General features: G+C 65.6%; 28 protein-coding genes and 1 tRNA gene. 12 read left to right on the top strand and 17 right to left on the bottom strand.

Features of this window, described 5'->3' with window-relative positions; all coding sequences use genetic code 11:
* Positions 1-19: 19 nt before the first annotated feature.
* A complete protein-coding gene (locus ACGFK1_RS17265; protein ID WP_393431410.1) occupies positions 20-2395 on the top strand; it encodes a lysylphosphatidylglycerol synthase domain-containing protein in 2376 nt (791 codons plus the stop codon).
* On the opposite strand, the gene modA is transcribed toward ACGFK1_RS17265, so the two are convergent.
* The 3 genes from modA to ACGFK1_RS17250 form a co-directional block, all read right to left on the bottom strand.
* A complete protein-coding gene (gene modA / locus ACGFK1_RS17260) occupies positions 2392-3144 on the bottom strand; it encodes a molybdate ABC transporter substrate-binding protein (RefSeq protein ID WP_393431408.1) in 753 nt (250 codons plus the stop codon). The genes ACGFK1_RS17265 and modA overlap by 4 nt on opposite strands.
* Entirely contained in the window at positions 3141-3548 is a 408-nt protein-coding gene (locus ACGFK1_RS17255; RefSeq protein ID WP_393431405.1) for a molybdopterin-binding protein, read from the bottom strand. The genes modA and ACGFK1_RS17255 overlap by 4 nt, the downstream gene beginning before the upstream one ends.
* A gap of 67 nt (positions 3549-3615) precedes the next feature.
* Positions 3616-4878, bottom strand: coding sequence for an amidohydrolase family protein (locus ACGFK1_RS17250; RefSeq protein WP_393431403.1), 1263 nt, complete (start codon positions 4876-4878; stop codon positions 3616-3618).
* A 25-nt stretch (positions 4879-4903) separates the two neighbouring features.
* Here ACGFK1_RS17250 and ACGFK1_RS17245 point away from each other — a divergent pair, with 25 nt between their 5' ends.
* Both ACGFK1_RS17245 and ACGFK1_RS17240 read left to right on the top strand, forming a co-directional pair.
* Entirely contained in the window at positions 4904-5737 is an 834-nt protein-coding gene (locus ACGFK1_RS17245) for an AraC family transcriptional regulator (protein WP_393431400.1), read from the top strand.
* A gap of 17 nt (positions 5738-5754) precedes the next feature.
* The gene (locus tag ACGFK1_RS17240) at positions 5755-5976 is read left to right on the top strand and encodes a hypothetical protein (RefSeq protein ID WP_393431398.1); all 222 of its coding nucleotides are present in this window, start codon (positions 5755-5757) and stop codon (positions 5974-5976) included.
* On the opposite strand, the gene ACGFK1_RS17235 is transcribed toward ACGFK1_RS17240, so the two are convergent.
* Positions 5977-7458 (bottom strand): helix-turn-helix domain-containing protein, encoded by a 1482-nt coding sequence (locus ACGFK1_RS17235; RefSeq protein WP_393431395.1) that lies wholly within the window; start codon positions 7456-7458, stop codon positions 5977-5979.
* Between the two features lie 189 nt (positions 7459-7647).
* On the opposite strand from ACGFK1_RS17235, the gene ACGFK1_RS17230 reads away from it, so the two are divergent.
* From ACGFK1_RS17230 to ACGFK1_RS17215, 4 genes are read left to right on the top strand one after another with little or no spacing between them, the layout of a single operon-like run.
* A complete protein-coding gene (locus ACGFK1_RS17230; protein ID WP_393431393.1) occupies positions 7648-8685 on the top strand; it encodes an amidohydrolase family protein in 1038 nt (345 codons plus the stop codon).
* A 1-nt stretch (position 8686) separates the two neighbouring features.
* Positions 8687-9400, top strand: coding sequence for an iron-sulfur cluster assembly protein (locus tag ACGFK1_RS17225; protein WP_393431391.1), 714 nt, complete (start codon positions 8687-8689; stop codon positions 9398-9400).
* An 8-nt stretch (positions 9401-9408) separates the two neighbouring features.
* Positions 9409-10434, top strand: coding sequence for an NAD(P)-dependent alcohol dehydrogenase (locus tag ACGFK1_RS17220; RefSeq protein ID WP_393432339.1), 1026 nt, complete (start codon positions 9409-9411; stop codon positions 10432-10434).
* 12 nt (positions 10435-10446) lie between these two features.
* Positions 10447-10773 (top strand): putative quinol monooxygenase, encoded by a 327-nt coding sequence (locus tag ACGFK1_RS17215; protein WP_393431388.1) that lies wholly within the window; start codon positions 10447-10449, stop codon positions 10771-10773.
* Between the two features lie 3 nt (positions 10774-10776).
* Here the strand turns inward: ACGFK1_RS17215 and ACGFK1_RS17210 are convergent, their stop codons facing one another.
* Positions 10777-11406 (bottom strand): TetR/AcrR family transcriptional regulator, encoded by a 630-nt coding sequence (locus ACGFK1_RS17210; protein ID WP_393431386.1) that lies wholly within the window; start codon positions 11404-11406, stop codon positions 10777-10779.
* Positions 11407-11513: 107 nt separating this feature from the next.
* On the opposite strand from ACGFK1_RS17210, the gene ACGFK1_RS17205 reads away from it, so the two are divergent.
* Positions 11514-11759 carry a WhiB family transcriptional regulator gene (locus ACGFK1_RS17205; RefSeq protein ID WP_393431383.1) on the top strand — a complete coding sequence of 82 codons (246 nt, stop codon included), beginning with the start codon at positions 11514-11516 and terminating at the stop codon, positions 11757-11759.
* 21 nt (positions 11760-11780) lie between these two features.
* Positions 11781-12275 carry an SRPBCC family protein gene (locus ACGFK1_RS17200; protein WP_393431381.1) on the top strand — a complete coding sequence of 165 codons (495 nt, stop codon included), beginning with the start codon at positions 11781-11783 and terminating at the stop codon, positions 12273-12275.
* A gap of 16 nt (positions 12276-12291) precedes the next feature.
* Here the strand turns inward: ACGFK1_RS17200 and ACGFK1_RS17195 are convergent.
* Positions 12292-12376 (bottom strand) — tRNA-Leu (locus tag ACGFK1_RS17195).
* Positions 12377-12702: 326 nt separating this feature from the next.
* Between ACGFK1_RS17195 and ACGFK1_RS17190 the strand changes: the two genes are divergently transcribed.
* The 3 genes from ACGFK1_RS17190 to ACGFK1_RS17180 all read left to right on the top strand — a co-directional run bounded on the left by ACGFK1_RS17190 (position 12703) and on the right by ACGFK1_RS17180 (position 14613).
* Entirely contained in the window at positions 12703-13074 is a 372-nt protein-coding gene (locus tag ACGFK1_RS17190) for a hypothetical protein (protein ID WP_393431378.1), read from the top strand.
* On the top strand, positions 13071-13406 hold the full coding sequence (locus ACGFK1_RS17185) for a DUF3817 domain-containing protein (protein ID WP_393431375.1): 336 nt from the start codon (positions 13071-13073) through the stop codon (positions 13404-13406). The genes ACGFK1_RS17190 and ACGFK1_RS17185 overlap by 4 nt, the downstream gene beginning before the upstream one ends.
* Positions 13407-13473: 67 nt before the next feature.
* Positions 13474-14613, top strand: coding sequence for an acyltransferase family protein (locus ACGFK1_RS17180; protein ID WP_393432336.1), 1140 nt, complete (start codon positions 13474-13476; stop codon positions 14611-14613).
* On the opposite strand, the gene rdgB is transcribed toward ACGFK1_RS17180, so the two are convergent.
* The 11 genes from rdgB to ACGFK1_RS17125 all read right to left on the bottom strand — a co-directional run bounded on the left by rdgB (position 14525) and on the right by ACGFK1_RS17125 (position 22204).
* Positions 14525-15127 (bottom strand): RdgB/HAM1 family non-canonical purine NTP pyrophosphatase, encoded by a 603-nt coding sequence (rdgB, locus tag ACGFK1_RS17175; RefSeq protein ID WP_393431372.1) that lies wholly within the window; start codon positions 15125-15127, stop codon positions 14525-14527. The two genes, ACGFK1_RS17180 and rdgB, sit on opposite strands and share 89 nt — an antisense overlap.
* A gap of 79 nt (positions 15128-15206) precedes the next feature.
* Positions 15207-15380, bottom strand: a complete 174-nt coding sequence (locus tag ACGFK1_RS17170) for a hypothetical protein (protein WP_393431369.1) — start codon at positions 15378-15380, stop codon at positions 15207-15209.
* Between the two features lie 262 nt (positions 15381-15642).
* Positions 15643-16425, bottom strand: a complete 783-nt coding sequence (gene rph / locus ACGFK1_RS17165) for a ribonuclease PH (protein WP_393431366.1) — start codon at positions 16423-16425, stop codon at positions 15643-15645.
* Positions 16426-16510: 85 nt separating this feature from the next.
* Positions 16511-17284 (bottom strand): cyclic nucleotide-degrading phosphodiesterase, encoded by a 774-nt coding sequence (locus tag ACGFK1_RS17160; protein ID WP_393431363.1) that lies wholly within the window; start codon positions 17282-17284, stop codon positions 16511-16513.
* A 58-nt stretch (positions 17285-17342) separates the two neighbouring features.
* On the bottom strand, positions 17343-18167 hold the full coding sequence (murI, locus tag ACGFK1_RS17155; protein ID WP_393431361.1) for a glutamate racemase: 825 nt from the start codon (positions 18165-18167) through the stop codon (positions 17343-17345).
* Positions 18164-18847: a rhomboid family intramembrane serine protease gene (locus ACGFK1_RS17150; RefSeq protein WP_393432333.1), complete on the bottom strand. Its 684-nt coding sequence runs from the start codon at positions 18845-18847 to the stop codon at positions 18164-18166. Before ACGFK1_RS17150 ends, murI begins: the two co-directional genes overlap by 4 nt.
* Complete coding sequence (locus ACGFK1_RS17145; protein WP_393431358.1) at positions 18838-19800, bottom strand: cysteine synthase; 963 nt, start codon at positions 19798-19800, stop codon at positions 18838-18840. The genes ACGFK1_RS17150 and ACGFK1_RS17145 overlap by 10 nt, the downstream gene beginning before the upstream one ends.
* A gap of 1 nt (position 19801) precedes the next feature.
* Complete coding sequence (locus ACGFK1_RS17140; RefSeq protein ID WP_393431356.1) at positions 19802-20074, bottom strand: MoaD/ThiS family protein; 273 nt, start codon at positions 20072-20074, stop codon at positions 19802-19804.
* A 12-nt stretch (positions 20075-20086) separates the two neighbouring features.
* Positions 20087-20530 (bottom strand): Mov34/MPN/PAD-1 family protein, encoded by a 444-nt coding sequence (locus ACGFK1_RS17135; protein WP_393432330.1) that lies wholly within the window; start codon positions 20528-20530, stop codon positions 20087-20089.
* A 76-nt stretch (positions 20531-20606) separates the two neighbouring features.
* Positions 20607-21626 carry a P1 family peptidase gene (locus tag ACGFK1_RS17130; protein ID WP_393431353.1) on the bottom strand — a complete coding sequence of 340 codons (1020 nt, stop codon included), beginning with the start codon at positions 21624-21626 and terminating at the stop codon, positions 20607-20609.
* Complete coding sequence (locus ACGFK1_RS17125; protein ID WP_393431350.1) at positions 21623-22204, bottom strand: DUF2017 domain-containing protein; 582 nt, start codon at positions 22202-22204, stop codon at positions 21623-21625. Before ACGFK1_RS17125 ends, ACGFK1_RS17130 begins: the two co-directional genes overlap by 4 nt.
* Positions 22205-22207 lie beyond the last annotated feature (3 nt).

The raw sequence follows: 22207 nt of genomic DNA, 5'->3' as shown, positions 1-22207 counted from the left end.
CGTGCAAAGATTCAGGGACATGCGAGTCGACGGGCGCGACATCACCGTTTCGGGCAGCTTGCTGCAACCACTGACCCGCCGGACCAACGACATCCTGCGGCTCACTCTGGCCACGGTGTTCTTGGCGGCAGTGGTGACGAGCTCGCTGATCACCCGCAACGAATGGGTCGCACTGGAGAAATCGATCTCCGAGATCGTCGGGGTGCTGACGCCCACCCAGTCCAACCTGGTGTACCTCATCTACGGCCTCGCAATCTTGGCGCTGCCGTTCGCGATCCTGATCGGTTTGATCGTCGCGCGCCAGTGGAAGCTGCTGGGCGCATACGCCGCGGCGGCGGTCCTGGCATTCATCTCCCTGTCCATCACCGGCAACGGCATCGCGGCGCCGCGATGGCATCTCGACTTGTCCGATCGGCTCGACACGCTGCTGTCGCAGTTCCTCGACGACCCGCGCTGGATCGCCATGCTCGCCGCGGTGCTGACCGTGTCCGGGCCATGGCTGCCTGCACGGTGGCGGCGGTGGTGGTGGGCGTTGCTACTCGCCTTCGTGCCAATCCATCTCGTCGTCAGTGCGGTGGTGCCCGCCCGGTCGCTGCTCGGGCTCGCCGTCGGATGGTTCGTCGGCGCGCTGGTGGTCCTCGCGGTCGGCACGCCGGCTCTGGAGGTTCCGCTCGACGGCGCCGTCCGTGCCCTTGCGCGCCGTGGGTTCCTGGCATCGACGTTGACGGTAGTGCGGCCCGCCGGCGCGGGGCCGCTGGTGCTGTCGGCCAAGTCCGCCGATCCTGAGGCGGTTGCGGTCGTCGAGATGTATGGCCCCAATCAACGCAGCGGCGGCATCATGCGCCAGTTCTGGCGGTGGCTGCGACTGCGCAACAGCGAAACGTCACCGCTGCAGGCCTCCATGCAGCGCGCCGTCGAGCATCGCGCGTTGATGGCGATCGCGGTCGGCGAACTAGGAGTTGCCAACTCCTCGACGATGGTGATGACACCACTCGACCGCGGATGGACCCTCTACGCGCACACGCCGCCAGCCGGTACGCCGATCAAGGACTGCACCGAGGAGGGCTGCGTCGACTGGGTGTGGGAATCGCTGGGCACGCTGCATGATTGCCAGATCTCGCACGGCGACCTTCGCGCCGACGAGATCACGATCGTCGACGGCACTGCGTGTTTCGGCGGCTTCGGCAGTGCCGAGTACGGCGCCACCGACGAGCAACTAGAGGCCGACGTCGCCCAACTGCTCGTGACAACGACGGATCTGTACGGTGCGGCGGCCGCAGTCGGCGCAGCGATCGATGTCTTCGGCAAAGAGGCGGTGTTGAAAGCATCCCGCCGATTGACGAGGTCGGCGATGCCGTCACGGATCCGCAAATCGGTGACCGACCCCGCAGCCGCGATGTCCTCGGCCCGCGACGAAGTGAAGCGGTGCACCGGCGCCGATCGAATCAAGACGGAGACCATCACCCGGTTCACCCGTAAGCAGGTGATCCAGCTCGTACTGCTCGTAGCTCTGGTCTACGTCGCCTACCCGTTCATCAGCACGGTGCCCGCATTCTTCGCAGAGCTGCGGACGGCGAACTGGTGGTGGGCTCTGATGGGACTCGCGGTGTCGGGGCTCACATACATCGGTGCGGCAGCGGCGTTGTGGGCATGCGCCGACGGGCTGGTCAGCTTCGGGAACCTGACGATCATGCAGGTGGCCAACACGTTCGCGGCGACCACCACTCCCGCCGGTGTGGGCGGCTTGGCCCTGTCGACGCGTTTTCTGCAGAAGGGTGGTCTCGGTGCACTGCGCGCCACCGCGGCCGTCGCATTGCAACAGACCGTGCAGGTCATCACACACCTTGCGTTGCTGATCTTCTTCAGTGCCGCTGCGGGCGCCTCCGCCGACCTGACACACTTCGTCCCGTCCGCGACCCTGCTGTACCTGATCGGCGGAGTGCTGCTCGGACTCGTCGGCGCCTTCCTGTTCGTGCCGACGCTGCGGCGGTGGCTTGCGACGGCAGTGCGGCCACGCCTGAAGGAGGTGCTCGGCGACCTCGCAGAGTTGGCCCGCGAACCCAAACGCCTACTCGTGATCGTACTTGGCTGTGCGGCAACAACTCTCGGGATGGCACTGGCGCTGTGGGCCAGCATCGAGGCATTCGGCGGCAACACGTCGTTCGTCACGGTGACGGTGGTGACGATGGTCGGCGGAACCCTCGCGGCGGCGGCCCCGACGCCTGGCGGTGTCGGCGCGGTGGAGGCCGCATTGATCGGTGGGCTCGCCGCGTTCGGGGTGCCGACGGCGATCGCGGTCCCGTCGGTGCTGCTCTACCGGGTACTGACGTGCTGGCTGCCGGTGTTCGTCGGATGGCCGATCATGCGCTGGCTCACCGAGAAGGACATGATCTAGGGCTTCGCGAAACCCGCTGCGGTGAGCACTTTGTGGCCCGCCTCGCCCGTGACGAGGTCGACGAACTTGCGGGCCGAATCGGGATTCTTGGATTCCTTCAGCACCGCGATCGGGTAGGTGTTCACCACGCGCGCTGACTCGGGCAACGGCACCGAGGTGACCTTGTCGCCCGCGCCGATCGCATCGGTGACATAGACCAGACCGGCGTCGGCCTGACCGGTTTCCACTTTGTTGAGCACGTCGGTGACGGCGGACTCTTCACTGACGGGGTTCAACTTCACGCCCGTGCTCTGCTCGACCTTCTGCGTGGCCGACCCGCACGGCACCTGGCGGGCACAGGCAACCACATTGAGCCCTTGCCGCGTCAGGTCTTTGAACGAAGCGATCTTCTTCGGGTTGCCTGGCCCGACGACGATCGTGAGCGTGTTGGACGCGAAGTTCACCGGGTCGCCTGCCAGCAGTCCGGCCTGTGCAGCCTTGTCCATGTTCCTGGTGTCGGCCGACGCGAACACGTCGGCCGGCGCGCCCTGCGTCAACTGGGTCACCAGATCCGAGGAGCCCGCGAATGAGAACTCCACTGAGGCGCCCGGGTTTTCGGCTTTGAACCGATTGCCGATGTCGGTGAAGGTCTGCTTCAGCGAGGCCGCGGCGAAGACGATGATCTCCGTATTGGCCTGCGCGGCCTCTTCCTTCGAGCCGCATGCGCTGACCAACACCAGCGTCAACGCGGCAATCACCAGTCGTTTCACGACTGCCCCGTCGCGGTCTCGACGATCACGGTAGTGGCCTTCACGACGGCGACAGCGACACTGCCCGGCTCCAGCCCGAGCTCACGGACCGCGTCCGCGCTCATCAACGAGACGACGGTGGAAGGGCCGCACTGCATTTCGACCTTCGCCATCACCTTGTCGGTCACCACCTTGGTGACCAACCCGGCGAAACGATTGCGCGCCGAGCTGGCGATGCTCAGCGGATCTTTCGGCGCTGCAGCGGCGTTCGCGCTCGCAAAGGTCGCAAGCACGTCGCCCGCGATGACCTTGCGGCCCGCTTCGTCCTGGCTTGCGGGCAGGCTGCCGTCGTCGATCCAGCGCCGGACGGTGTCGTCGCTGACGCCCAGCAGTTCGGCCGCCTCACGGACCCGAATTGATGCCACCGCAGCAGTCTAGCCGCAGATGCGGGCAAATCCCCTGTTTTCATCCGCAGATGCGGATCGCTGGCTCCTAGGCTTTGGTGAGGTGCTTCTCGGCGTACAGCCGCGCCCACTCCTTGCGCGGCCGGATCGACACGTCGACGTCGGCCCCCTTGGCGCGCAGCGCCCCCACGTTCGCCTGGTCTCTCGGCGTCCGCGCGAACGGATCCCAGTTGAAGAACGTGCAGGCGTTCTGCCAGGTGATCTTGTTGATATCGCTGTCGTCGGCGCCCGCGGCATTCAGTTCGGCCAGCACCTGTTCGGGGGCGTCGGGCCAGAAGCAGTCGGAGTGCGGGTAGTCGCACTCCCACGCGATGTTGTCGATGCCGATCTCATGGCGCAGTTTGAGCGACGTCTTGTCGGTGACGTAGCAGGCCAGCGAGTGCTCACGGAACACGTCGCTGGGCAGTTTGTCGCCGAAGTCGCGGCGCAGCCACTTCTGGTTGGTGTAGTGGCGGTCGCTGCGATCGAGATAGAACGGGATCCACCCGATGCCGCCTTCGGAGAACGCGAACTTCAGATCGGGATAGCTGCGCATCGCGGGTCCCCACAGCAGATCCTGCGCGCACATCGCCGAAACCTGGGTCGCCAGAATGATCATGTTGTCGATCGGCGCGTTGGGCGCCATGCTGATCGCCCCGAAACCCGTGCCGATGTGCAGGCACATCACCACGTTCTCCTCCGAGAGCGTGCGGAACACCGGGCCCCAGTACTCGTCGTCGTGATAACTCGGAAGACCTTCCAGGTGAGGCAGTTCCGGCATCGTGACCGCGCGGCAGCCCTTGGCGGCGACGCGGCGGATCTCGGCGACCATCGCCTCGGGATTCCATGTCGGCAGCACCGCGATCGGAATGAAGCGGTCCGGATAGCTGCCCGCCCATTCGTCGATGTGCCAGTCGTTGTAGGCCGACACCATCACCAGCGTGACGTGTTCGCGGTGCATGTTGAGATGCCGCGCGGAAAACCCGGTGAACGTCGGAAAGCACATCGAGGCGAGGATGCCGTTGCGGTTCATGTCGCGCACGCGTTCGTGTACGTCGTACACGCCCGGGCGCATCTCGGCGAAGCCTGCCGGGTCGCGACCCCACTCCTCGGCGGGCCAGGACACCACCGCGTTCAGCCCGCTGACGCCCTGCGGTCGGCCCTGATACATCCACTGGTCGACGCCCTTGTCGTCGGTGACCACGACCGGGGCCTCGGCCTTGTACTTCGCGGGCACGTGGCGCAGGAACATGTCGGGGGGTTCGACCACGTGGTCGTCGATGCTCACCAGGATCAGGTCGTCCGTCTGCATACCCCAACTAGTACCGTGTAGCGGTGTGACCGTCTCTGCGCTTTCGGACAGAGATTTGGCTTCAACGGTCAAACCGGTCATTGAGTTGCGCCGCGGCGGGCACGCGCTCGGTGGTAGTTACCTCTATGAGGGTGACGCGCTGATCACGGGATGGCACTCGCACGAAGTTCATCAGATCGAGTACGCGATCGGCGGGGTGGTCGAGGTCGAGACGGCGTCGGCGCATTACCTGCTTCCGCCGCAGCAGGCGGCGTGGATCCCCGCCGGACTCGATCACCAGGCCACCATGAACCCCGATGTCAGAACCGTGGCGGTGATGTTCGACCGCGAGCTCGTCACCGATGGCGGCGACCGGGCTCGCATCCTCGCGGTGTCGCCGTTGATCCGCGAAATGATGATCTACGCGCTGCGCTGGCCGATCGACCGAGCCGAGGGCGACGCCGTTTCCGACGCGTTCTTCCGCACATTGGCCAATCTGGTGGCCGAGGCGCTCGACCACGAGGCACCGCTGAGCCTGCCGACGTCGGACCATCCGATCGTGGCGGCGGCGATGGCGTACACCAAGGAGCACCTGGCCTCGGTGACGGCGGCCGAGGTGGGCCGCGCTGTGTCGGTATCGGAACGAACTTTACGACGGTTGTTTCAAGACACGCTCGGATTATCTTGGCGGACATATCTTTTGCATGCGCGCATGCTGCGCGCAATGGCCCTGCTCGCCGGTCCGAGGCAGTCGGTGCAGGAGACCTCGTCGGCGGTGGGCTTCGACAGCCTGAGTTCGTTCACGCGAGCCTTCACACAGTTCAGCGGCGAGACACCTACGACTTACCGCAAGAGGCTTGGGTTTCAACGACGGCTGTAGTGGGCAATCTGCCCGTCATGAGCGACGAGGGGACGGCCGAGGCCATCGCGACGACAGGACTGTTTCTGAACTTCATTGCGGTCATCGCGGTCGCGGTGTGCCTGGCGAGTTGGAGCGCGGCACATGCTGCGACGGCGGCCATGGCCGGTGCAGTTGCCCTCCTGAGCTTCGCGGGCAGTATCGCCTGCTTCCGCGCCCAGGCTGACGAAGCGGACCAGCACGAGGTTCCCGTCGGCTGATCAACGGGACTCGCGTGGAACGTGGATGTCGTACTGGGCCATCTTGCGGTAAAGCGTCGCGCGGCTCATGCCGAGTTCGGCGGCGGCCTCGGCCATCGTCAAGGCGTCGTCGTTGAGAACACGGACGATCTCGCCTCGCTCGAACGCTTCGATACGAGACAAACGGCGGGTCTTGCCGGCCAAGATCTGAGACGGCAGCTGATTGAGGTCGATGACCTCTGCATGGACTGCGGCTTGTGACACCACCCGAGTCAACTCGTCGACGTTTCCCGGCCAGTCGTAATTTGTCAGCGCCCGCGCTGCCGACGGGCTGATGTCGATCTCGCGACCCCGAACACGCGCCGCGACGTGCAGCGCCAACGGCACCACGTCATCGGGCCGGTCACGGAGCGCAGGCACCGGGACCACCCTGTCCACCAGCTCAGCCAGTGCCGCGGGGATGTCGCCGAATTTCTCCGCCGTGACCGCGAAGGGCACCGATGTGGCTCCTCCCCCTCGCAGCACCAGACTTCGCAGACGCTCGGCCACCCATGCGGGCAGCATGTCGACGTCGCGGACGATCACGGCCGTATGGGCCTTGCCCAGCTCCGGCGCCCACAATCCGAGCCAGGTCTGGATGTCGGAGGGGCCAGGAGCGCTCGCGGACAGGATGCGGTCCCGCGGATAGGTGTGCCGCGCCGCCTGCGCGAGCAGCGTCGCGCGGCCAGAACCGGCCTCACCGACCGCCGCCACGATCGAGCCGGCGATCATCGCTTGTTCTGCCCGGGCGACCGCACTGTTCCACGCGGCCGAAAGCCGTTGCAGGCTACCGGATCCCGGTTCGGGACGCGGAACCTCGACCCGAAATACCTGACCGCGGGGGATACGTCGCGCCTGCCGCCCTGTGCCGCGGGCCAGCATGAGCGCCGTGGTGTTGCTTGCCGCAGATCGGGCCAGCGCGAGCAACAGGTCGTTGGATGCCTGCGACCACGTCGTGAGGTTCACGCTGCCCTCAAGACGGCCCGACACCGGGTCGAGCACCGGAACCGCGGCACACGTGAAAGTGCACAGGCTCAACGCGTAGTGCTGGTCGGCGCGGACAAGGGTCGGTACGCGGTCGGCGAGCGCCAAGCCAAGGCCGTTGGTGCCCACGTCGCGTTCCGCGTATCCGAACCCCGGAGCGAGATGAACATCGTCGAGTGCCTCGAGCAGGCTGCGGTCACCGGACAGTCGCGACAACACCACACCGTCGGCGTCGGTCAGCATCATGCTGACCGGTTCATTGGCCAGAGTGCTGTGCAGGTCGGCAAGCACCTCGTTACCGCATTGGAAGAACAACGAACCGAGGTTCTCCGTGCCGGTGAAGACGGGCTCGATCGCTTCGAGAGGAACGCCGTAGTCCTCGCTGCGCTGCCAGGACGCCAGCAATCGTTGCGACAGACCACTGGCCTCGCGGTGTGCCAGTTCATGCAGTCGAACGCGGTCTACGAAGTCCTCGGACACCTACCTACCTCACTGTGGTCCACGTTACAAACCCTGCCAACCTGGCGGGGCACGAACCGGCGGTCCGTTGTCTCAGATTGAGACGCGGGACGCCTCGGCCGAATCGCTCGGGGGCCATAAAGTCGGCCACAGGATGTGACAGCTGTCACACCCCGCCGCTTATCTGCCTCTCGGAGGGGGACCCCGCCCATGTACCGCAAAGACGACACGAGTTACTTCATCGTCGACGCCCACGTCGCCCTGTGGGATGCGCGTCCGGAGAACCAGCGCAACATCCACGGCAAGCAGTTCATCGATTGCTTCTATGACTACCACCGCAACCTGTCGCCGGAATCCGAGGTGTGGAGCTACGAGGAGTACCTCTATCAGGGCGCCGACCGGCTGATGAAGGACCTGTTCACCGACGGCTACGTCGACCACGCCATCTTCCAGCCCGCCTACCTCGGCGAGTTCTACTACAAAGGCTTCGGGCAGACCGACGAGGCATCGGAACTCGCGGCCGCACACCCCGACCAGCTGACGTACAACCACAACTTCGACCCGCGCAACGGCGAAGCGGGACTCGACCGTCTGCGCGAGGACGCGGCGACGTTCGGCCTCAAGGGCGTCAAGCTCTACACCGCCGAGTGGCATGGCGACTCGCGCGGTTGGCGACTCGACGACCCGTGGGCTTACCGCTATTTCGAAGCCTGCCGCGACCTCGGCATCCGCAACATCCACGTCCACAAGGGGCCCACCATCCGCCCGCTCGACCGTGACGCGTTCGACGTGGCCGACGTCGACCACGTGGCTTCCGACTTCACCGACTTGAACTTCGTTGTCGAACACTGCGGACTGCCCCGACTCGAGGACTTCTGCTGGATCGCGACGCAGGAACCGAATGTGCACGCCGGCCTCGCGGTGGCGATGCCGTTCATCCACACCAGGCCGCGGTATTTCGCTCAGATCATCGGGGAACTGCTGTACTGGGTCGGCGAGGACCGCATCCAATTCTCATCGGACTACGCACTGTGGACGCCGCGGTGGTTGATCGAGGCGTTCGTCGACTTCCAGATTCCCGACGACCTCAGTGAATACGCGCCGATCACCACCGACCAGAAGAAGAAGATCCTTGGGCTCAACGCCGCGAAGATGTACGACATCCCGGTGCCCGCCGAACTGCAGTTGCCGTCGGCCGGTGAGCCCGCCGTCGGCCCGCGCGGCGCCGACAATCTCGTGGGTGCCTGACATGGGCAGACACGAAATGGCCTGCGCCGCACTGGCAGCGGTGATGGACCCTGAACTCGACGAACCGATCACCGCGCTGGGCTTCGTCCGCTCACTGACGGTGTCGCCGAGTGGAAACGTGAAGGTGCACCTGCGGCTGCCGACGTCGTTCTGCTCGCCCAACTTCGCCTATCTGATGGCCTCGGACGCCAAAGACGTGCTGAGCAACCTGGATTGGACACGACGGGTGGTGGTCGAGCTTGACGACCACCACGATTCGGACATCATCAACGCGGGCTTGGCTGCAGACGCCGGATACCGCGGCACCTTCGGCCACGAGGCAGAGCACAGCCTCGACGGTCTGCGGGAAACATTTCGGCGCAAAGCCCACACGGCGGCGATGGAGCGATGCGTCACGGCGCTGTTGCGGGCCGAGCCACAATGGCGCGAACAGTCATTGGGCGATGTACGGCTGCGCGATCTACCGGACGGCGACAACACCGCGGCCTTGTTGCGACGTCGCCAGGCGCTCGGATTATCGACGGCACCAGATGCCTTCGTGGTGGTGAACCACGAGGGCCGCACCTACTCCGCAGATGACGTCCCGATGGCGTTGCGTCGCGCACGCTCAACACGAATTTCGATCGAGGGCAACGCGCACTTCTGCCGCGCGTTGTTGCGCACCCGATATCAAGACGAACTCCCGATCGTCGCAAAAGAAGGAGCATTTCGATGAGCGAGACCATGCGGGCCGTACAAGTTGTCGGCTATCACCAGAACTTGGAGATGAAGGAACTTCCAATCCCGACGCCTACCGATCCGTTCGACGTCATCGTGAGAATCGGCGGCGCCGGGGTGTGCCGCACCGACCTGCACATCCTGGAAGGCCAGTGGGCGGACAAGTCACAGGTGCAGCTGCCGTACACGATCGGCCACGAGAACGCCGGTTGGGTGCATGCAGTTGGCTCGGCTGTCAGCAATGTCCGCGAAGGCGACAAAGTGATAGTTCACCCGTTGATCACCTGCGGGCTGTGCCGCGCGTGTCGGTCGGGTGACGACGTGCATTGCGAGTCAAACGCCTTCCCGGGAATCGACACCAACGGCGGCTACGCCGATTACCTGAAGACATCGGCGCGCAGCGTCGTGAAGATCGACGACTCGCTCGAGCCGTCGGACGTCGCCGCGCTGGCCGATGCGGGTCTGACCGCATATCACGCGGCGGCCAAGGCCTCGAAGCGACTGACCCCGCGCGACAAGTGCGTCATCATCGGCGCAGGCGGTCTGGGCCACATCGGAATTCAGGTGCTCAAGGCGCTTTCGCCGGCCACGTTGATCGTCGTGGATCGCAATTCGGAGGCTCTCAAACTCGCCGAAGCGATCGGGGCCGACCACGGCGTGGTAGCCGACGGCAGTCAAGTGGACCAGGTGCTGTCACTGACGGGCGGCCATGGCGCGGAGGTAGTCGTCGACTTCGTCGGCGAAGGCGGAGCGACGGCAGAAGGGGTGGCGATGTTGCGGCGGGCGGGCGATTATCACGTCGTCGGCTATGGCGAGAACATCAACGTACCGACGATCGACATCATCTCCACGGAAATCAACTTCGTCGGTAACCTCGTCGGGTCGTACAACGACCTGTGCGATTTGATGGCGCTCGCGGCGAGCGGCGCGGTCAACCTGCACACCCAGAAGTACGCGCTCGACGACTTCCAATCCGCGATCACCGATCTCGACAACGGCAACGTCCGCGGCCGAGCCATCCTCACCCCGTAAGGAGCAGTCAGAATGATCTTCATCGTGGTCAAGTGGCGACCGAAGGCGGAGTATGTCGAGAACTTCACCGATGAGGTGGAGGAGTTCACCGCGGCCACCCGCAACGAACCCGGCAACCTGTTCTTCGACTGGTCGCGCAGCGTGGCGGATCCATCGGAATACGTTCTGGTGGAGGGCTTTCGCGACGGGGATGCGGGCAAGGAGCACGTCACCAGCGAGCACTTCAAGAAGTTCGTCGCCGAGGCGCCCGCCCTGCTGTCATCGACACCGATGATCATCAGCTCAGAGATCGAGGCGACGGGCTGGGGCGAGATGGGCGAGATAAAGGTCGGAAGCTAGGGCTCAGCCGAGACGCCGAAAAAGCCCGTCGCGCAACAACATGTTGACCGACCGCTCCCACCGCGCCAGTTGATTCGGCGCGGTGAGCGGCTCCGGAAGTTGACGCTCGACATGCTTACGCAGGATGAGGCTGCCGAGGGCCAGCACCAACGAGTTGAGCGCGCCCCACGTCACGTCGATTTCGGGACGCATTTCACCGCGTTCGCTCCGCTGGTTCCACCTGGCGATGCCAAATGCGGTCAAGGTGTCGAAGATCGCGGTGCCCAACGGGCTGCCGTCGAGCAGGGCACGGCCGACGTAGTCGGCGATCTCGGGGTACTCGGCCATGATGGTGGTGACGCGGCTGCTCATCTCGGCGACTGAGTCGGCGGGCGGCGGCGGAATCGGCTGAGAGATCGTGGCGACGACGATCGCCATCACGTAGTCGTCGACGGCCTGAATGAGGCCGGCCTTGTTGGTGAAGTGGTGCTGCACCAGGCCGACAGACACCCCAGCGGCGTCGGCCACGGTCCGCAGAGACGTCGCCGCGGTGCCATGTGCCGCGAAGCTCTTCAGCGCCGCACTGCGGATCCGCTCCGTCGGTGGGGTTTCGTCGACGGTGACTCGGTTCCGCTCGGGCAGCACGGCCTTCATTCATACACCTATGTGATATGCGCGCAGATTCGGCGCGTTCGACAATATGTCCGTATCGCTCATACAATACAGTCATATTGTCGGTCGCGAAAGAAAGGCGAGCTTGGGTGCAAGACCTTGTGTGCACGCGCGATCCAGATCGATGGACGACCGTCGCCGACGAAGGTGCCAAGCAACTGTGCCGCGCGTGCCCCCGGCGGTGGCGGTGTGCTCAGGAAGCCTGTGAGACGCCGGGAGCGCAGGGCGTGTGGGCGGGCGTGCTGATACCGCATGCGGGGCGGGGGCGTCGGTTCGCGCTGAAGCAGTTGAGGTCGCTGGCGGAGCACAACGGGTTTCCGGTCCGGAGGGCGTGAACTACCGCCAAGATGGTCAGCATGACGCGCTGGCATCCGCTCGAGTCCGCTGACGACGAGTTCTTCTCTTCGGCCCCGCATGTGTTCCGCTATCAGAAGCGGTTCGCGGCGACGCCCGCGGAGGTCTGGGAGCAGCTGACGTCGGACGTGTCGCTGGCCGCGTGGGGACCGTCGATCAAGAAGGTGACCTGGACGACGCCACGGCCGTTCGGCGTCGGTACCACCCGCGAGGTCGAGGCTCCTGGCGGATCGACGATGCGCGAGCGCTACTTCCGGTGGGACGGGGGCACGAGCCACGCGTTCTATGTATACGAGTCGACGCTGCCGATTCTGCGGCGCTTCGCCGAGAATTACATCGTCGAACCCGACGGGGACCAGACCCTGTTCACCTGGGTGGTCGCAATCGAACCCAAGGACAGATTCCGGCTGCCCGTGAAGGTGCTTGCGCCGCTGCTGAAGGCCGGCCTCGGCCAGGTGCCTGCCGGCGGCCAGCGCTACTTCGCCAAACGCGGCTGAGGGTCGGACCACGATCTGGTGCGCGAGGGGGGACTCGAACCCCCACGTCCATAGGACAATGGCACCTAAAGCCATCGCGTCTGCCATTTCGCCACTCGCGCGTGAGTGCCGATCGTACCGCCCGGACGCGTCGCAAATTGTCACCAGCGCTGCATAGCGTGAGGCCATGCGGTCGGCATGTACTGTCGGCAGGCGATCGAAATCTTGATGCCAGGACAGCGAACGGGGCTGTTCACCGCCGCACTCGACGCCTTCGAAATTCCCTGGACGCGGTCGAGCAAGAAGATCGTCTCCGTCCGAAATGCACGTTTTGTAGGGAAAGTGCGAGTGACGCCGAACAAAACGTGCATTTCGGGCGAACCGCAAAGCCGCCACGGCCCGCCTGGACGAATTCGTCGGGCCCAGGACCGCGCGGTACCGTTGAATGGTGTCCACTACACGGCGTAGGAGACCAGCGCTGATCGCGTTGGTGATCGTCGCCGCCGCCGGTTGCCTGGCCCTGGCCTGGTGGCAGTGGACCCGCTTCGAGTCCGCGTCCGGCACATTCCAGAACCTCGGCTACGCCCTGCAGTGGCCGCTGTTCGCGGGGTTCTGCGTCTACGGCTACTACAAGTTCGTGCGCTACGAGGACGCCCCGCCCGAACCTCGACGACACGACTCCGCGACCGAGATCCCCACCGGCCTGTTGCCCGAACGGCCAAAGGCCGCAGCGCTTTCCGACGACGATCCCACACTCCGCGAATACAACGCCTACCTTGCCGAGCTCGCCGACCAAGACAAGGAACACAAGACGCCATGACCGAAGCCCCGACCACTCCCGTCGAGACCATTCGCAAGGCGCTGCTGGCGTATCGCGTCATGGCGTGGACGACCGGCGTCTGGTTGATCGCCCTGTGCTACGAGATCGTGGTCAGGTACGTCGTCAAAGTCGACAACCCACCGACCTGGATCGGCGTCGTACACGGCTGGGTGTACTTCATCTACCTGATCGCCACGGCGAACCTCGCGGTCAAGGTGCGCTGGCCGATCGCCAAGACCATCGGCGTGCTGCTGGCGGGCACCATCCCGCTCGTCGGCATCATCGTCGAGAATATTCAGACCCGAAACATCAAGACGCAGTTCGGTTTCTAGGCTCGGTACACTCGATGCAGTGTCAGCCAGCCTCGGGGTGTGCTGTAGCCGCACCCCGGCGAGCGGTGTGACAACGGCCACTACACCATCACACCCATCACGTACCTCCGCCCTGACGGGCCTTCGTGCCGTCGCGGCCCTGCTCGTCGTCGGCACTCACGCCGCCTTCGCCACCGGGAAGCTCAGTCATGGCTACGTCGGCCAGATCTACGCCCGCCTCGAAATCGGCGTCGCGATCTTCTTTGTCCTCACCGGCTTCCTGCTGTTCCGCCCCTGGGTGGGCGCGACCGCAGGACGCTCCGCGCGCCCCGATCTGAGCCGCTATGCATGGCATCGGGCCCGTCGGATTCTGCCCGGTTACGTCGTGACGGTGTTGGCGGTCTTCGCGTTGTACACCGTCTTCACCCCAGGCCCGAACCCCGGGCAGACATGGTACGGGCTGCTGCGCTACCTCACATTCACGCAGATCTACGTCAACGACTACCTGATCACCCTGCTGCACACCGGCCTGTCGCAGGTGTGGAGCCTGGCCGTCGAGGTGTCCTTCTACGCCGCGCTGCCCGCACTCGCCTACCTGGTGCTGCGAGGCCGTTGGCGGCCGCGACGTGCCCTGTTGGCGCTCACCGCGCTGGCCGCGATCTCGCCCCTCTGGCTCGCCGTCGTCTCGACCACGGACATGTTGCCGAACTCGGCAGGGATGTGGCTGCCCGCACACCTCGCATGGTTCGCAGGCGGCATGGCGCTCGCCGTCCTCGAAGCCACCGGTGCTAGGTGCCACGCCACCGCGGCGATCGGCCTCGCGACCGTTCTCTACCTCGCCGTCGCCGCCACGTCCGGTCCGGTCACCAAGTCGCTGATGTACACGGCGATCGCGACGCTCGTGGTGGCGCCTATCGCACTCGGCTCCAAGGGTTGGTACGACCGGTTGCTGAGCACTCGGCCGCTGGTGTGGCTTGGCGAGATCTCCTACGAGATCTTCCTGCTGCACGTGCCGATCATGGCCGTGACGATGAGCCTCGTGCTGCACTGGCCGTTGTTCACCGGCTCACTGCCGGGACTGATCGCGGTGACAGTCGCGCTGACGATCCCGGCCGCATGGGCGCTGCACCGGCGCACAGTCAGCCGGAGGCCAACTGCCGCAGCGCCGGCAGCAGCGCCGACAGTGCGCGGCCGCGATGTGAGACCGAGTCCTTCTGCTCCGGGCTGAGTTCGGCGGCGGTGCGATACCAACCCTGCGGCAGGAACACCGGGTCGTAACCGAACCCGCCGCTGCCCCGCGGCTCGTGGACAATGCTGCCCGGCCACCGCCCGCGCACGACGACCTCGCGGGTCGCGGACACCAGCGCACACGCCGAGACGAACGACGCGCCCCGCCGCTCGTCGGGCACATCGAGCAGTTGCGCCAACAGCAGTCGGGTGTTCGCCGAGTCGTCGCCGTGCCGCCCCGACCACCTGGCCGACAGCACACCCGGCATCCCGTTCAGCGCATCGACTTCCAACCCTGAATCGTCGGCCACGGACGGCAAGCCCGAGGCGCGAAACGCATCGCGCGCCTTGGCCAGCGCGTTCTCCTCGAACGTCGCACCGGTCTCTGGCGCCTCCTCGAACGGCGCGACGTCGTCCAACGACAGCAGCGTCAACGCCACTCCTGCGCTGTCGAGCACCCGCCGCAACTCGGCCAGCTTCTTCGGGTTTCGGCTGGCCACCAACAAGTCGGTCAAGAAGTGCTCCTAAGTGGTCGTCCCTCGCTCCCACACTAAAGACGCCATTCTGGAGCAGCCTGGCAGCGGCGCCGATCGGTCAGGGATGCGTCAATCCCGGCAGGCAATTGATGAAAAGTATGCACGGCGGCGGAGGAGGCGCCGGCGGACCAGGAGGGTTGCCCGAGATCATGATCGGCTTGGTCAACGGAGCGTTCGGGTCGAAATGGAAGGTGTGGCAGACGTTCACGTCCCAGCCGGGTACCGCGCTCATCCCGGAACCCGGGCACCACAGCTGCCCACAGTCGCCAAAGGCGTTGCACGCCGGGGCGCCCTCAGGCGGGGCGCACGGTGCAACATTTGCGTTCGACGGCGAACACAGGGGTGCGGCCTGGGCAGTACCCACGGCCAGTGGAAATACCGCGGCGCTCAGGCCACCAGACACGAGAGCCGCGGCCGCAACCGCAGCGACAAGAGATCGAGACATTGCAACACCATGCGGCAGCCCTCTTGGAAGATTCTTGGCGCCGACCCGGCTAGCTGCCGAACGCCTTCTTCGTGGGCTCGGTCGTCTCGGGCAATGTGCCGGGATACGGCAGTTCGAGTGCTTCGAGCTGGACGGCGAACAACTGCTCGCACGCGGCCATCGCGGCATCGAGCATCTTGTCCAGAGTCGAGCGCGGGAACGTCGCGCCTTCACCCGTGCCCTGAATCTCGACGAGCGTGCCGGTGTCGGTCGCGACAACGTTCATGTCCACCTCGGCGCGCGAGTCTTCCGAATACGGCAAGTCGACGCGGACTCGGCCGTCGACGACACCGACGCTGACGGCCGCGATCGCACACGACAGCGGCCGCGGATCCGACAGCTTGCCCGCCGCGCCGAGATACGTCACCGCATCGGCCAACGCGACGTACGCGCCGGTGATCGCCGCGGTCCGGGTGCCGCCGTCGGCCTGCAGCACATCGCAGTCGAGCGCGATGGTGTTCTCGCCCAGCGCCGCAAGATCTATGCATGCGCGAAGCGACCTGCCGACCAGTCGGCTGATCTCCTGCGTGCGCCCGCCGATCCGGCCTTTGACCGACTCGCGGTCCGACCGCTCGTGGGTGGCGGCCGGCAGCATCGCGTATTCGGCCGTCAACCAGCCCAGTCCGGAACCTTTACGCCAGCGCGGCACGCCCTCGGTCACACTCGCCGTGCACATCACCCTGGTCTCGCCGAACTCCACCAACACCGAACCAGCGGGATGGGAGGTGAAGCCGCGGGTGATACGAACCGGCCGAAGCTCGTCGTCGAGGCGGCCGTCTTCTCGTCTGGACACGAGCCAACCCTAACCGCTGGACCTAACTGCGCTCAGGCCCGCGCTGACCTAATTGCGCTCAGGCCCGCGCTGAATTCAATTGCGCTCAGGCCCGCGCGATATCAAACGTCTCGTTGCACACCACCGCGTGCACCGGACCGTCGAATTCGGCCTTTGCCTCGCTGATCACATCCTCGCGTGACGTCCACGGCGGAATGTGAGTCAACAACAGTTCCCGCACCCCCGCCAGCGCGGCGGCCCGGCCGGCCTCGGTGCCGGAGAGATGCAACTTCGGCGGCCGCTCGTGCGAATGCGTCCACGACGCCTCGCACAGGAACACGTCCGCATCGCGGGCCAGGTCGATCAGTTGATCGCAGTAGCCGGTGTCGCCGCTGTACACCAGCGTCGCGCCCGTCGGGTCGGTGATGCGCAGGCCATAGGACTCCGTCGGATGACACACCAACTTGGGCACGACGGACAGCGTGCCGATTTGCACTGATTGGTTGTCCACCCAGTGCCGGATGTCGAAGATGTCGGAGAAATCGTCGATCTCCCCGCCTTCTGGTGACGACGCGGCGCCTAGTCGCGCCCATGTGTTGGCCGGGCCGTACATCATCCCGCGCTGCGCGGCGGGCGTCGGGTGGTAACGACGCCACACGAATAAGCCGGGTAAGTCCAGGCAGTGGTCGGCGTGGAGATGCGAAAGCAGCACGTGCACGGAGTTGGGGTCGGCGTGCCGCTGCAAGGCGCCGAGCACGCCGCCGCCGAAGTCGATGACCATCGGCGGGGTGTCGGGGGCGGTGAGCAGGTAGCCCGATGCTGGCGAATCCGGCCCGACAACACTGCCGGAGCAACCGAGTACGGTGATTCGCACGCTCACTAGCTTGCCATGCCCGTTGTCCGGTTGACGAAAACATCGCCCGTTTGCACGACAGAAATCACCTTTGGGCCGCAACGTGACGCTGAACAGGGCGAACACCGTCCAGCGTGGGGCCGAGAAACCGGGCCGCGAGCGTGGTGAAGGCCTCCGGATCGCCCGTCGATTCGAACAGCCGTCGCGCCTGCGGTGCGTCGTGCGGCCTCAGCAAATCCAGTTCGGTCAGCACTCTCAGCAAGTCCTTAGCTGTCTCCTCGGCACTGGACACCAGCGTCACCGAATCGCCCATCGCCAACTGAATCAGCCCGGACAGCATCGGGTAGTGCGTGCAGCCAAGCACCAGTGTGTCGACCTCCGCGCGCTGCAGCGGCTCGAGGTACCCCTCCGCGAGGCCGAGCACCTGTCGGCCGCTGGTCACGCCGCGCTCGACGAAGTCGACGAACCGCGGGCATGCCACGCCGATCACCTCCGTGTCGCGGGCCGCCGCGAACGCGTCCTGGTATGCACCCGACGCAATCGTCGCCGCGGTGCCGATCACCCCGATGCGGCCGGTTCTGGTCGCGGCCACCGCACGCCGCACCGCGGGCAGGATCACTTCGACGACCGGGACGGGCGCGTATCGCTCACGGGCATCGCGCAGCATCGCCGAGGATGCGGTGTTGCATGCGATCACCAATGCCTTGACTCCCCGTGACACCAGGTCGTCGCCGATCGCCAGCGCATGGGCCCGGATCTCGGGGATGGTCAGCGGGCCGTAGGGGCCGTTGCCGGTATCGCCGACGTAGATGATGTCCTCGTCGGGTAGCTGGTCGATGATGGCCCGCGCCACCGTCAGCCCGCCGACGCCGGAATCGAAGATCCCGACGGGTGCCATTGCGGAGTTCACGTCGTCAGATATGGGTTGGCCGCTTTGCGATTGCGTTGCTCGCGTGCCTTGCGTTCAGGACCGGACAACAGGTACGCCGCGAACACTCCCGCAACCGCGCCGCACAGGTGGCCTTGCCACGACACTCCAGGAGTGCCCGGCAGCACCCCGAGCAGCACGCTGCCGTAGACGAACAACACGATGATGCCGACGACGATCTCCCAGATCTTGCGCGTGAAGAAACCGAACACGATCAGAAACGCCAGCCAGCCGAAGATCAGGCCGGAGGCCCCGATGTGGTTGGCCTCGCAGCGGACGCCGACGTACGGGCAGTGCGCTCCGACATTGCCGATCAGCCAGGTGCCGAACCCTCCGAGCAGCCAGATGAGCACAGTGGCGAAGATGAACCGCGACATCCCCGCCAGGGTCATCAGGAAGCCCAGGATGAGCGCGGGAATGGTGTTGGCGATGAGGTGATCCCAGTTCGCATGCAGCAGCGGCGCGAACAGGATGCCAAGCAGTCCGTCGGTCTCCAGCGGCCGGATGCCGTTGTCGTCGAGGCGATGGTTGGACAGCGAGTCGAACAGTTCGACGATCCAGAGCAGCGCCACGAATGTGACGACGGTGACCCCGCCGACCACCCACGCAGGCCGCTTCTTCGGCTGCGGTGGGGTGGTATAGCCAGGTGCGCTCACGCCCAGAGCTGTCCTTCCAATGCGTCTTCAGCATCATCAAGGCTACCGGCGTACGCACCGGTCGACAGGTACTTCCACCCGGCGTCCGCAACGACGAACGCGATATCGGCCCGCTCGCCCGCCTTCACCGCCTTGGCCGCCATGCCCAGTGCGGCGTGCAGCACAGCACCGGTCGAGATGCCCGCGAAGATGCCTTCGACCTGAACCAGCTCCCGGGTGCGCTTGATCGCGTCGTAGGACCCGACGGAGTAGCGCGTGGTCAGCACATCCGGGTCGTACAGCTCGGGGATGAAGCCCTCGTCGATGTTGCGCAACGCGTAAACGCCTTCGCCGTAACGGGGTTCGGCGGCGACGATCTGCACGTCGGGCACCTGCTCACGCAGATACCGTCCGGTTCCCATCAGCGTGCCGGTAGTGCCGAGGCCCGCGACGAAGTGCGTGATTTCGGGGAGGTCGGCGAGCAACTCGGGTCCGGTGCCCTCGTAGTGCGCCAGCGTGTTGGACTCGTTGCCGTACTGATACAGCATCACCCACGAAGGGTTCTGAGCGGCAAGCTCTTTCGCGTGCGCCACCGCGGTGTTGGAACCGCCCTCGGCTGGCGAGTAGATGATCTTCGCGCCATACAGTTCGAGCAACTGTCTGCGCTCGATCGAGGTGTTCTCGGGCATCACACAGATCATCCGGTAGCCCTTGAGCAGCGCGGCCACCGCCAGCGAGATGCCGGTGTTGCCGCTCGTCGGCTCCAGGATCGTCGCGCCGGGCTGCAGGATGCCTCTGCGTTCGGCATCCTCGATCATCCGCAGCGCGGGCCGGTCCTTGATGGATCCGGTCGGATTGCGGTCCTCGAGCTTGGCCCACAGCCGCACATGCGGGTCGCTGTCCCACTTTGGCGAAAGTCTGTGCAGCGCAACCAGAGGCGTGTCGCCGAGCGCCTGCAGCAGCGAGTCGTAGCGGGTCAAGCTAGCCGCCTGCGACGGCGGGCAGAATCGTCACCGAGTCGCCGTCGGAGATCGCGGTGTCCAGCCCGCCCGAGAACCGCACGTCCTCGTCGTTGACATAGATGTTGACGAAGCGGTGCAGCTTGCCGTTATCGACGAGACGATCGGAGATGCCGGAGTAGTTGGCCTCCAGGTCGCTGATGACGTCCTGCAGCGTGGCGCCGGATGCGGACACTCGCTTCTCGCCGCCCGTGTGGGTACGCAGGATGGTCGGGATGGAAACCTCAACGGACATGACTAAGCCTTTCTAGTACTGCTCAACGATTTTGACGGGTTCCTCGGTGACGACACCGTCGAGAATGCGATAGCTGCGCAACTCGTGTTCGTCGGGATCGCGTGTGGAAACCAGCACGTAGTGCGCGTCGGGTTCGGACGCATATGAGATGTCGGTGCGACTCGGATAGGCCTCGGTCGCGGTATGCGAGTGGTAGATCACAACGGGCACCTCGTCGGCTTGGTCCATCGCCCGCCACACCTTGAGTTGCTCACCGGAGTCGAACCGGTAGAACGTGGGCGAGCGCTCAGCGTTGACCATCGCGATGAACCGCTCGGGCCGATCGGAACCTTCGGGCCCCGCGATCACCCCGCACGCCTCGTCGGGATGGTCGGCGCGGGCATGCGCGACCATGGCGTCGACCAAGTCGGCGCGGATCACCAACACGTCTGCTTCCTTCCTGCGGTGAAACTGTATTCCAGCAGCAAAATGTCGAGTACAAGCCTGTCGGAATCTCCCCCGCAAGCGGGAGGTACCCCCAGTTTCGGCGGCCTCATTCGAACGCTCCGGGCAACATGTCCCGATACGACGGTATTCCGGCGACCGACTCGGCGGCCAATACGCCCACCAGCACGGCACGGGCCAAGCAGTCCGCCGCCGCGGCGCCGACCGCCGTGATCAGCGGCACCTCCGGCGACATCGACGCGGGCGTGGTCGGCTCCGGCGGCACCTCGACGGCACCGGTGGCCAGCGCGAACACCGTATCGCCGTCCAGCGGGGTGTGACACGGCCGGATGGTACGGGCCAGGCCGTCATGCGCCGCTACGGCCACCCGACGGCAGCCCGCCGGGCTCAGGGCGGCGTCGGTGGCGACCACTGCGATCGTGGTGTTCAGCGGACTGAACTCGGCGTGGCGGTCGGCGTAGGCGGCGATCTGGTCCGCCGGCGGCGCGACCAGACCGAACTCCTCGATGTGGTCGGCCTGCCACGGCAACCCGGTGTCGGGGTCGACGGCATCACCGGCGGCGTTGACCACCACGATCGCGCCGACCGTGACCCCGAGGTTCAGCGTCACGGAGGCCGTCCCCACTCCACCCTTGAGCACACCAACGCGTGCGCCGGTGCCTGCACCGACGGTTCCGATGGCGACTTCGGCGCCCGCCCTCTCGGCCGCCGCGTAGCCGAACTCGGCGGTCGGCCTGCACTGCCAACCGCCGACCGGCAGATCGAACACCACTGCAGCGGGCACGATCGGCACCACGCCGCCGTCCAACGTCACGCCGCGGCCTTGCTCCTCGAGGAAGGTCATCACGCCGTCGGCGGCGGCCAGGCCGTAGGCGCTGCCGCCGGTCAACACGACGGCGTCGACGTGCTGCACCGAGTTGATCGGGTCGAGCAGGTCGGTTTCCCGGGTGCCCGGCGCGCCGCCGCGGCCGTCAACGGCACCGACGGTGCCTGGCGGTGTCAGCACGACGGTGGTGCCAGTGGCCCAGCCGTTGCCGAGCGTGACATCCGGATCGAGGCGATGATGCTGGCCGACGCGGATGCCGCCGACATCGGTTATCGAACTCATTTCTTGTCCATCAGGCCAAGGACGAGGTACTCCTGCAACACCGTCAACCACTGGTATACGTCGAGGTGTCCTGCCATCGGGTGATCCGTCGGCAGTGCATCGGGCCCGTTCGGACCGATGTCCAGCATGGTGCCGAGGGCCAGTCGCACATCGTTGACCGCGGCCGCCCACGCGTGTGCGTCGTCTTCGGTCAGTTCGAACTTCCCGCCGCCCCGCGGGCAGGTGTCCAGTAACCGTTGCGCGGCTTGGCGTTTCGCATCGATGATCTGCGGTTCGTGCAGACTGCGCAGCGCACTGTTCAGGCTTTCCATGGTGCCCGAGCCTGCGGGATGATCGTTCTGCGGTCGGTGGAAGTCAGGTAGCAGGCGCTTCATCGTCTCGTCCTGCGGCGGCGTCGAGTTGCCGGTCTTCATCCCGGTGATCTGTTCGAGTTCGTCTGCAGGAGCCGATGATTCACGGTCGTCAAGCATGCCCAGCATCGAGGTCACCAAACTGCTGAGCAGGCCTGCCTCGTGCGCGGCGAGGGCGGATCGAAATCGCGGGCCGTTGGCGGTGTCGACCCGCTTCCACTTACGCACAGC

Origin of the sequence: Mycobacterium sp. NPDC048908 (assembly GCF_043197955.1) — a bacterium.
GTDB lineage: Bacteria > Actinomycetota > Actinomycetes > Mycobacteriales > Mycobacteriaceae > Mycobacterium.
Note: the sequence above shows the minus strand (reverse complement) of the source record. Positions and strands in the feature narration are given on the sequence as shown.

Excerpts from the sequence above, each read along its gene's own strand:
- ACGFK1_RS17265 (WP_393431410.1), top strand. The coding sequence starts at position 20 with ATGCGAGTCGACGGGCGCGACATCACCGTTTCGGGCAGCTTGCTGCAA.
- ACGFK1_RS17250 (WP_393431403.1), bottom strand. The coding sequence starts at position 4,878 with ATGCAGACGGACGACCTGATCCTGGTGAGCATCGACGACCACGTGGTC.
- ACGFK1_RS17240 (WP_393431398.1), top strand. The coding sequence starts at position 5,755 with ATGAGCGACGAGGGGACGGCCGAGGCCATCGCGACGACAGGACTGTTT.
- ACGFK1_RS17230 (WP_393431393.1), top strand. The coding sequence starts at position 7,648 with ATGTACCGCAAAGACGACACGAGTTACTTCATCGTCGACGCCCACGTC.
- ACGFK1_RS17225 (WP_393431391.1), top strand. The coding sequence starts at position 8,687 with ATGGGCAGACACGAAATGGCCTGCGCCGCACTGGCAGCGGTGATGGAC.
- ACGFK1_RS17220 (WP_393432339.1), top strand. The coding sequence starts at position 9,409 with ATGCGGGCCGTACAAGTTGTCGGCTATCACCAGAACTTGGAGATGAAG.
- ACGFK1_RS17215 (WP_393431388.1), top strand. The coding sequence starts at position 10,447 with ATGATCTTCATCGTGGTCAAGTGGCGACCGAAGGCGGAGTATGTCGAG.
- ACGFK1_RS17210 (WP_393431386.1), bottom strand. The coding sequence starts at position 11,406 with ATGAAGGCCGTGCTGCCCGAGCGGAACCGAGTCACCGTCGACGAAACC.
- ACGFK1_RS17200 (WP_393431381.1), top strand. The coding sequence starts at position 11,781 with ATGACGCGCTGGCATCCGCTCGAGTCCGCTGACGACGAGTTCTTCTCT.
- ACGFK1_RS17185 (WP_393431375.1), top strand. The coding sequence starts at position 13,071 with ATGACCGAAGCCCCGACCACTCCCGTCGAGACCATTCGCAAGGCGCTG.
- ACGFK1_RS17170 (WP_393431369.1), bottom strand. The coding sequence starts at position 15,380 with ATGAGCGCGGTACCCGGCTGGGACGTGAACGTCTGCCACACCTTCCAT.
- ACGFK1_RS17140 (WP_393431356.1), bottom strand. The coding sequence starts at position 20,074 with ATGTCCGTTGAGGTTTCCATCCCGACCATCCTGCGTACCCACACGGGC.
- ACGFK1_RS17130 (WP_393431353.1), bottom strand. The coding sequence starts at position 21,626 with ATGAGTTCGATAACCGATGTCGGCGGCATCCGCGTCGGCCAGCATCAT.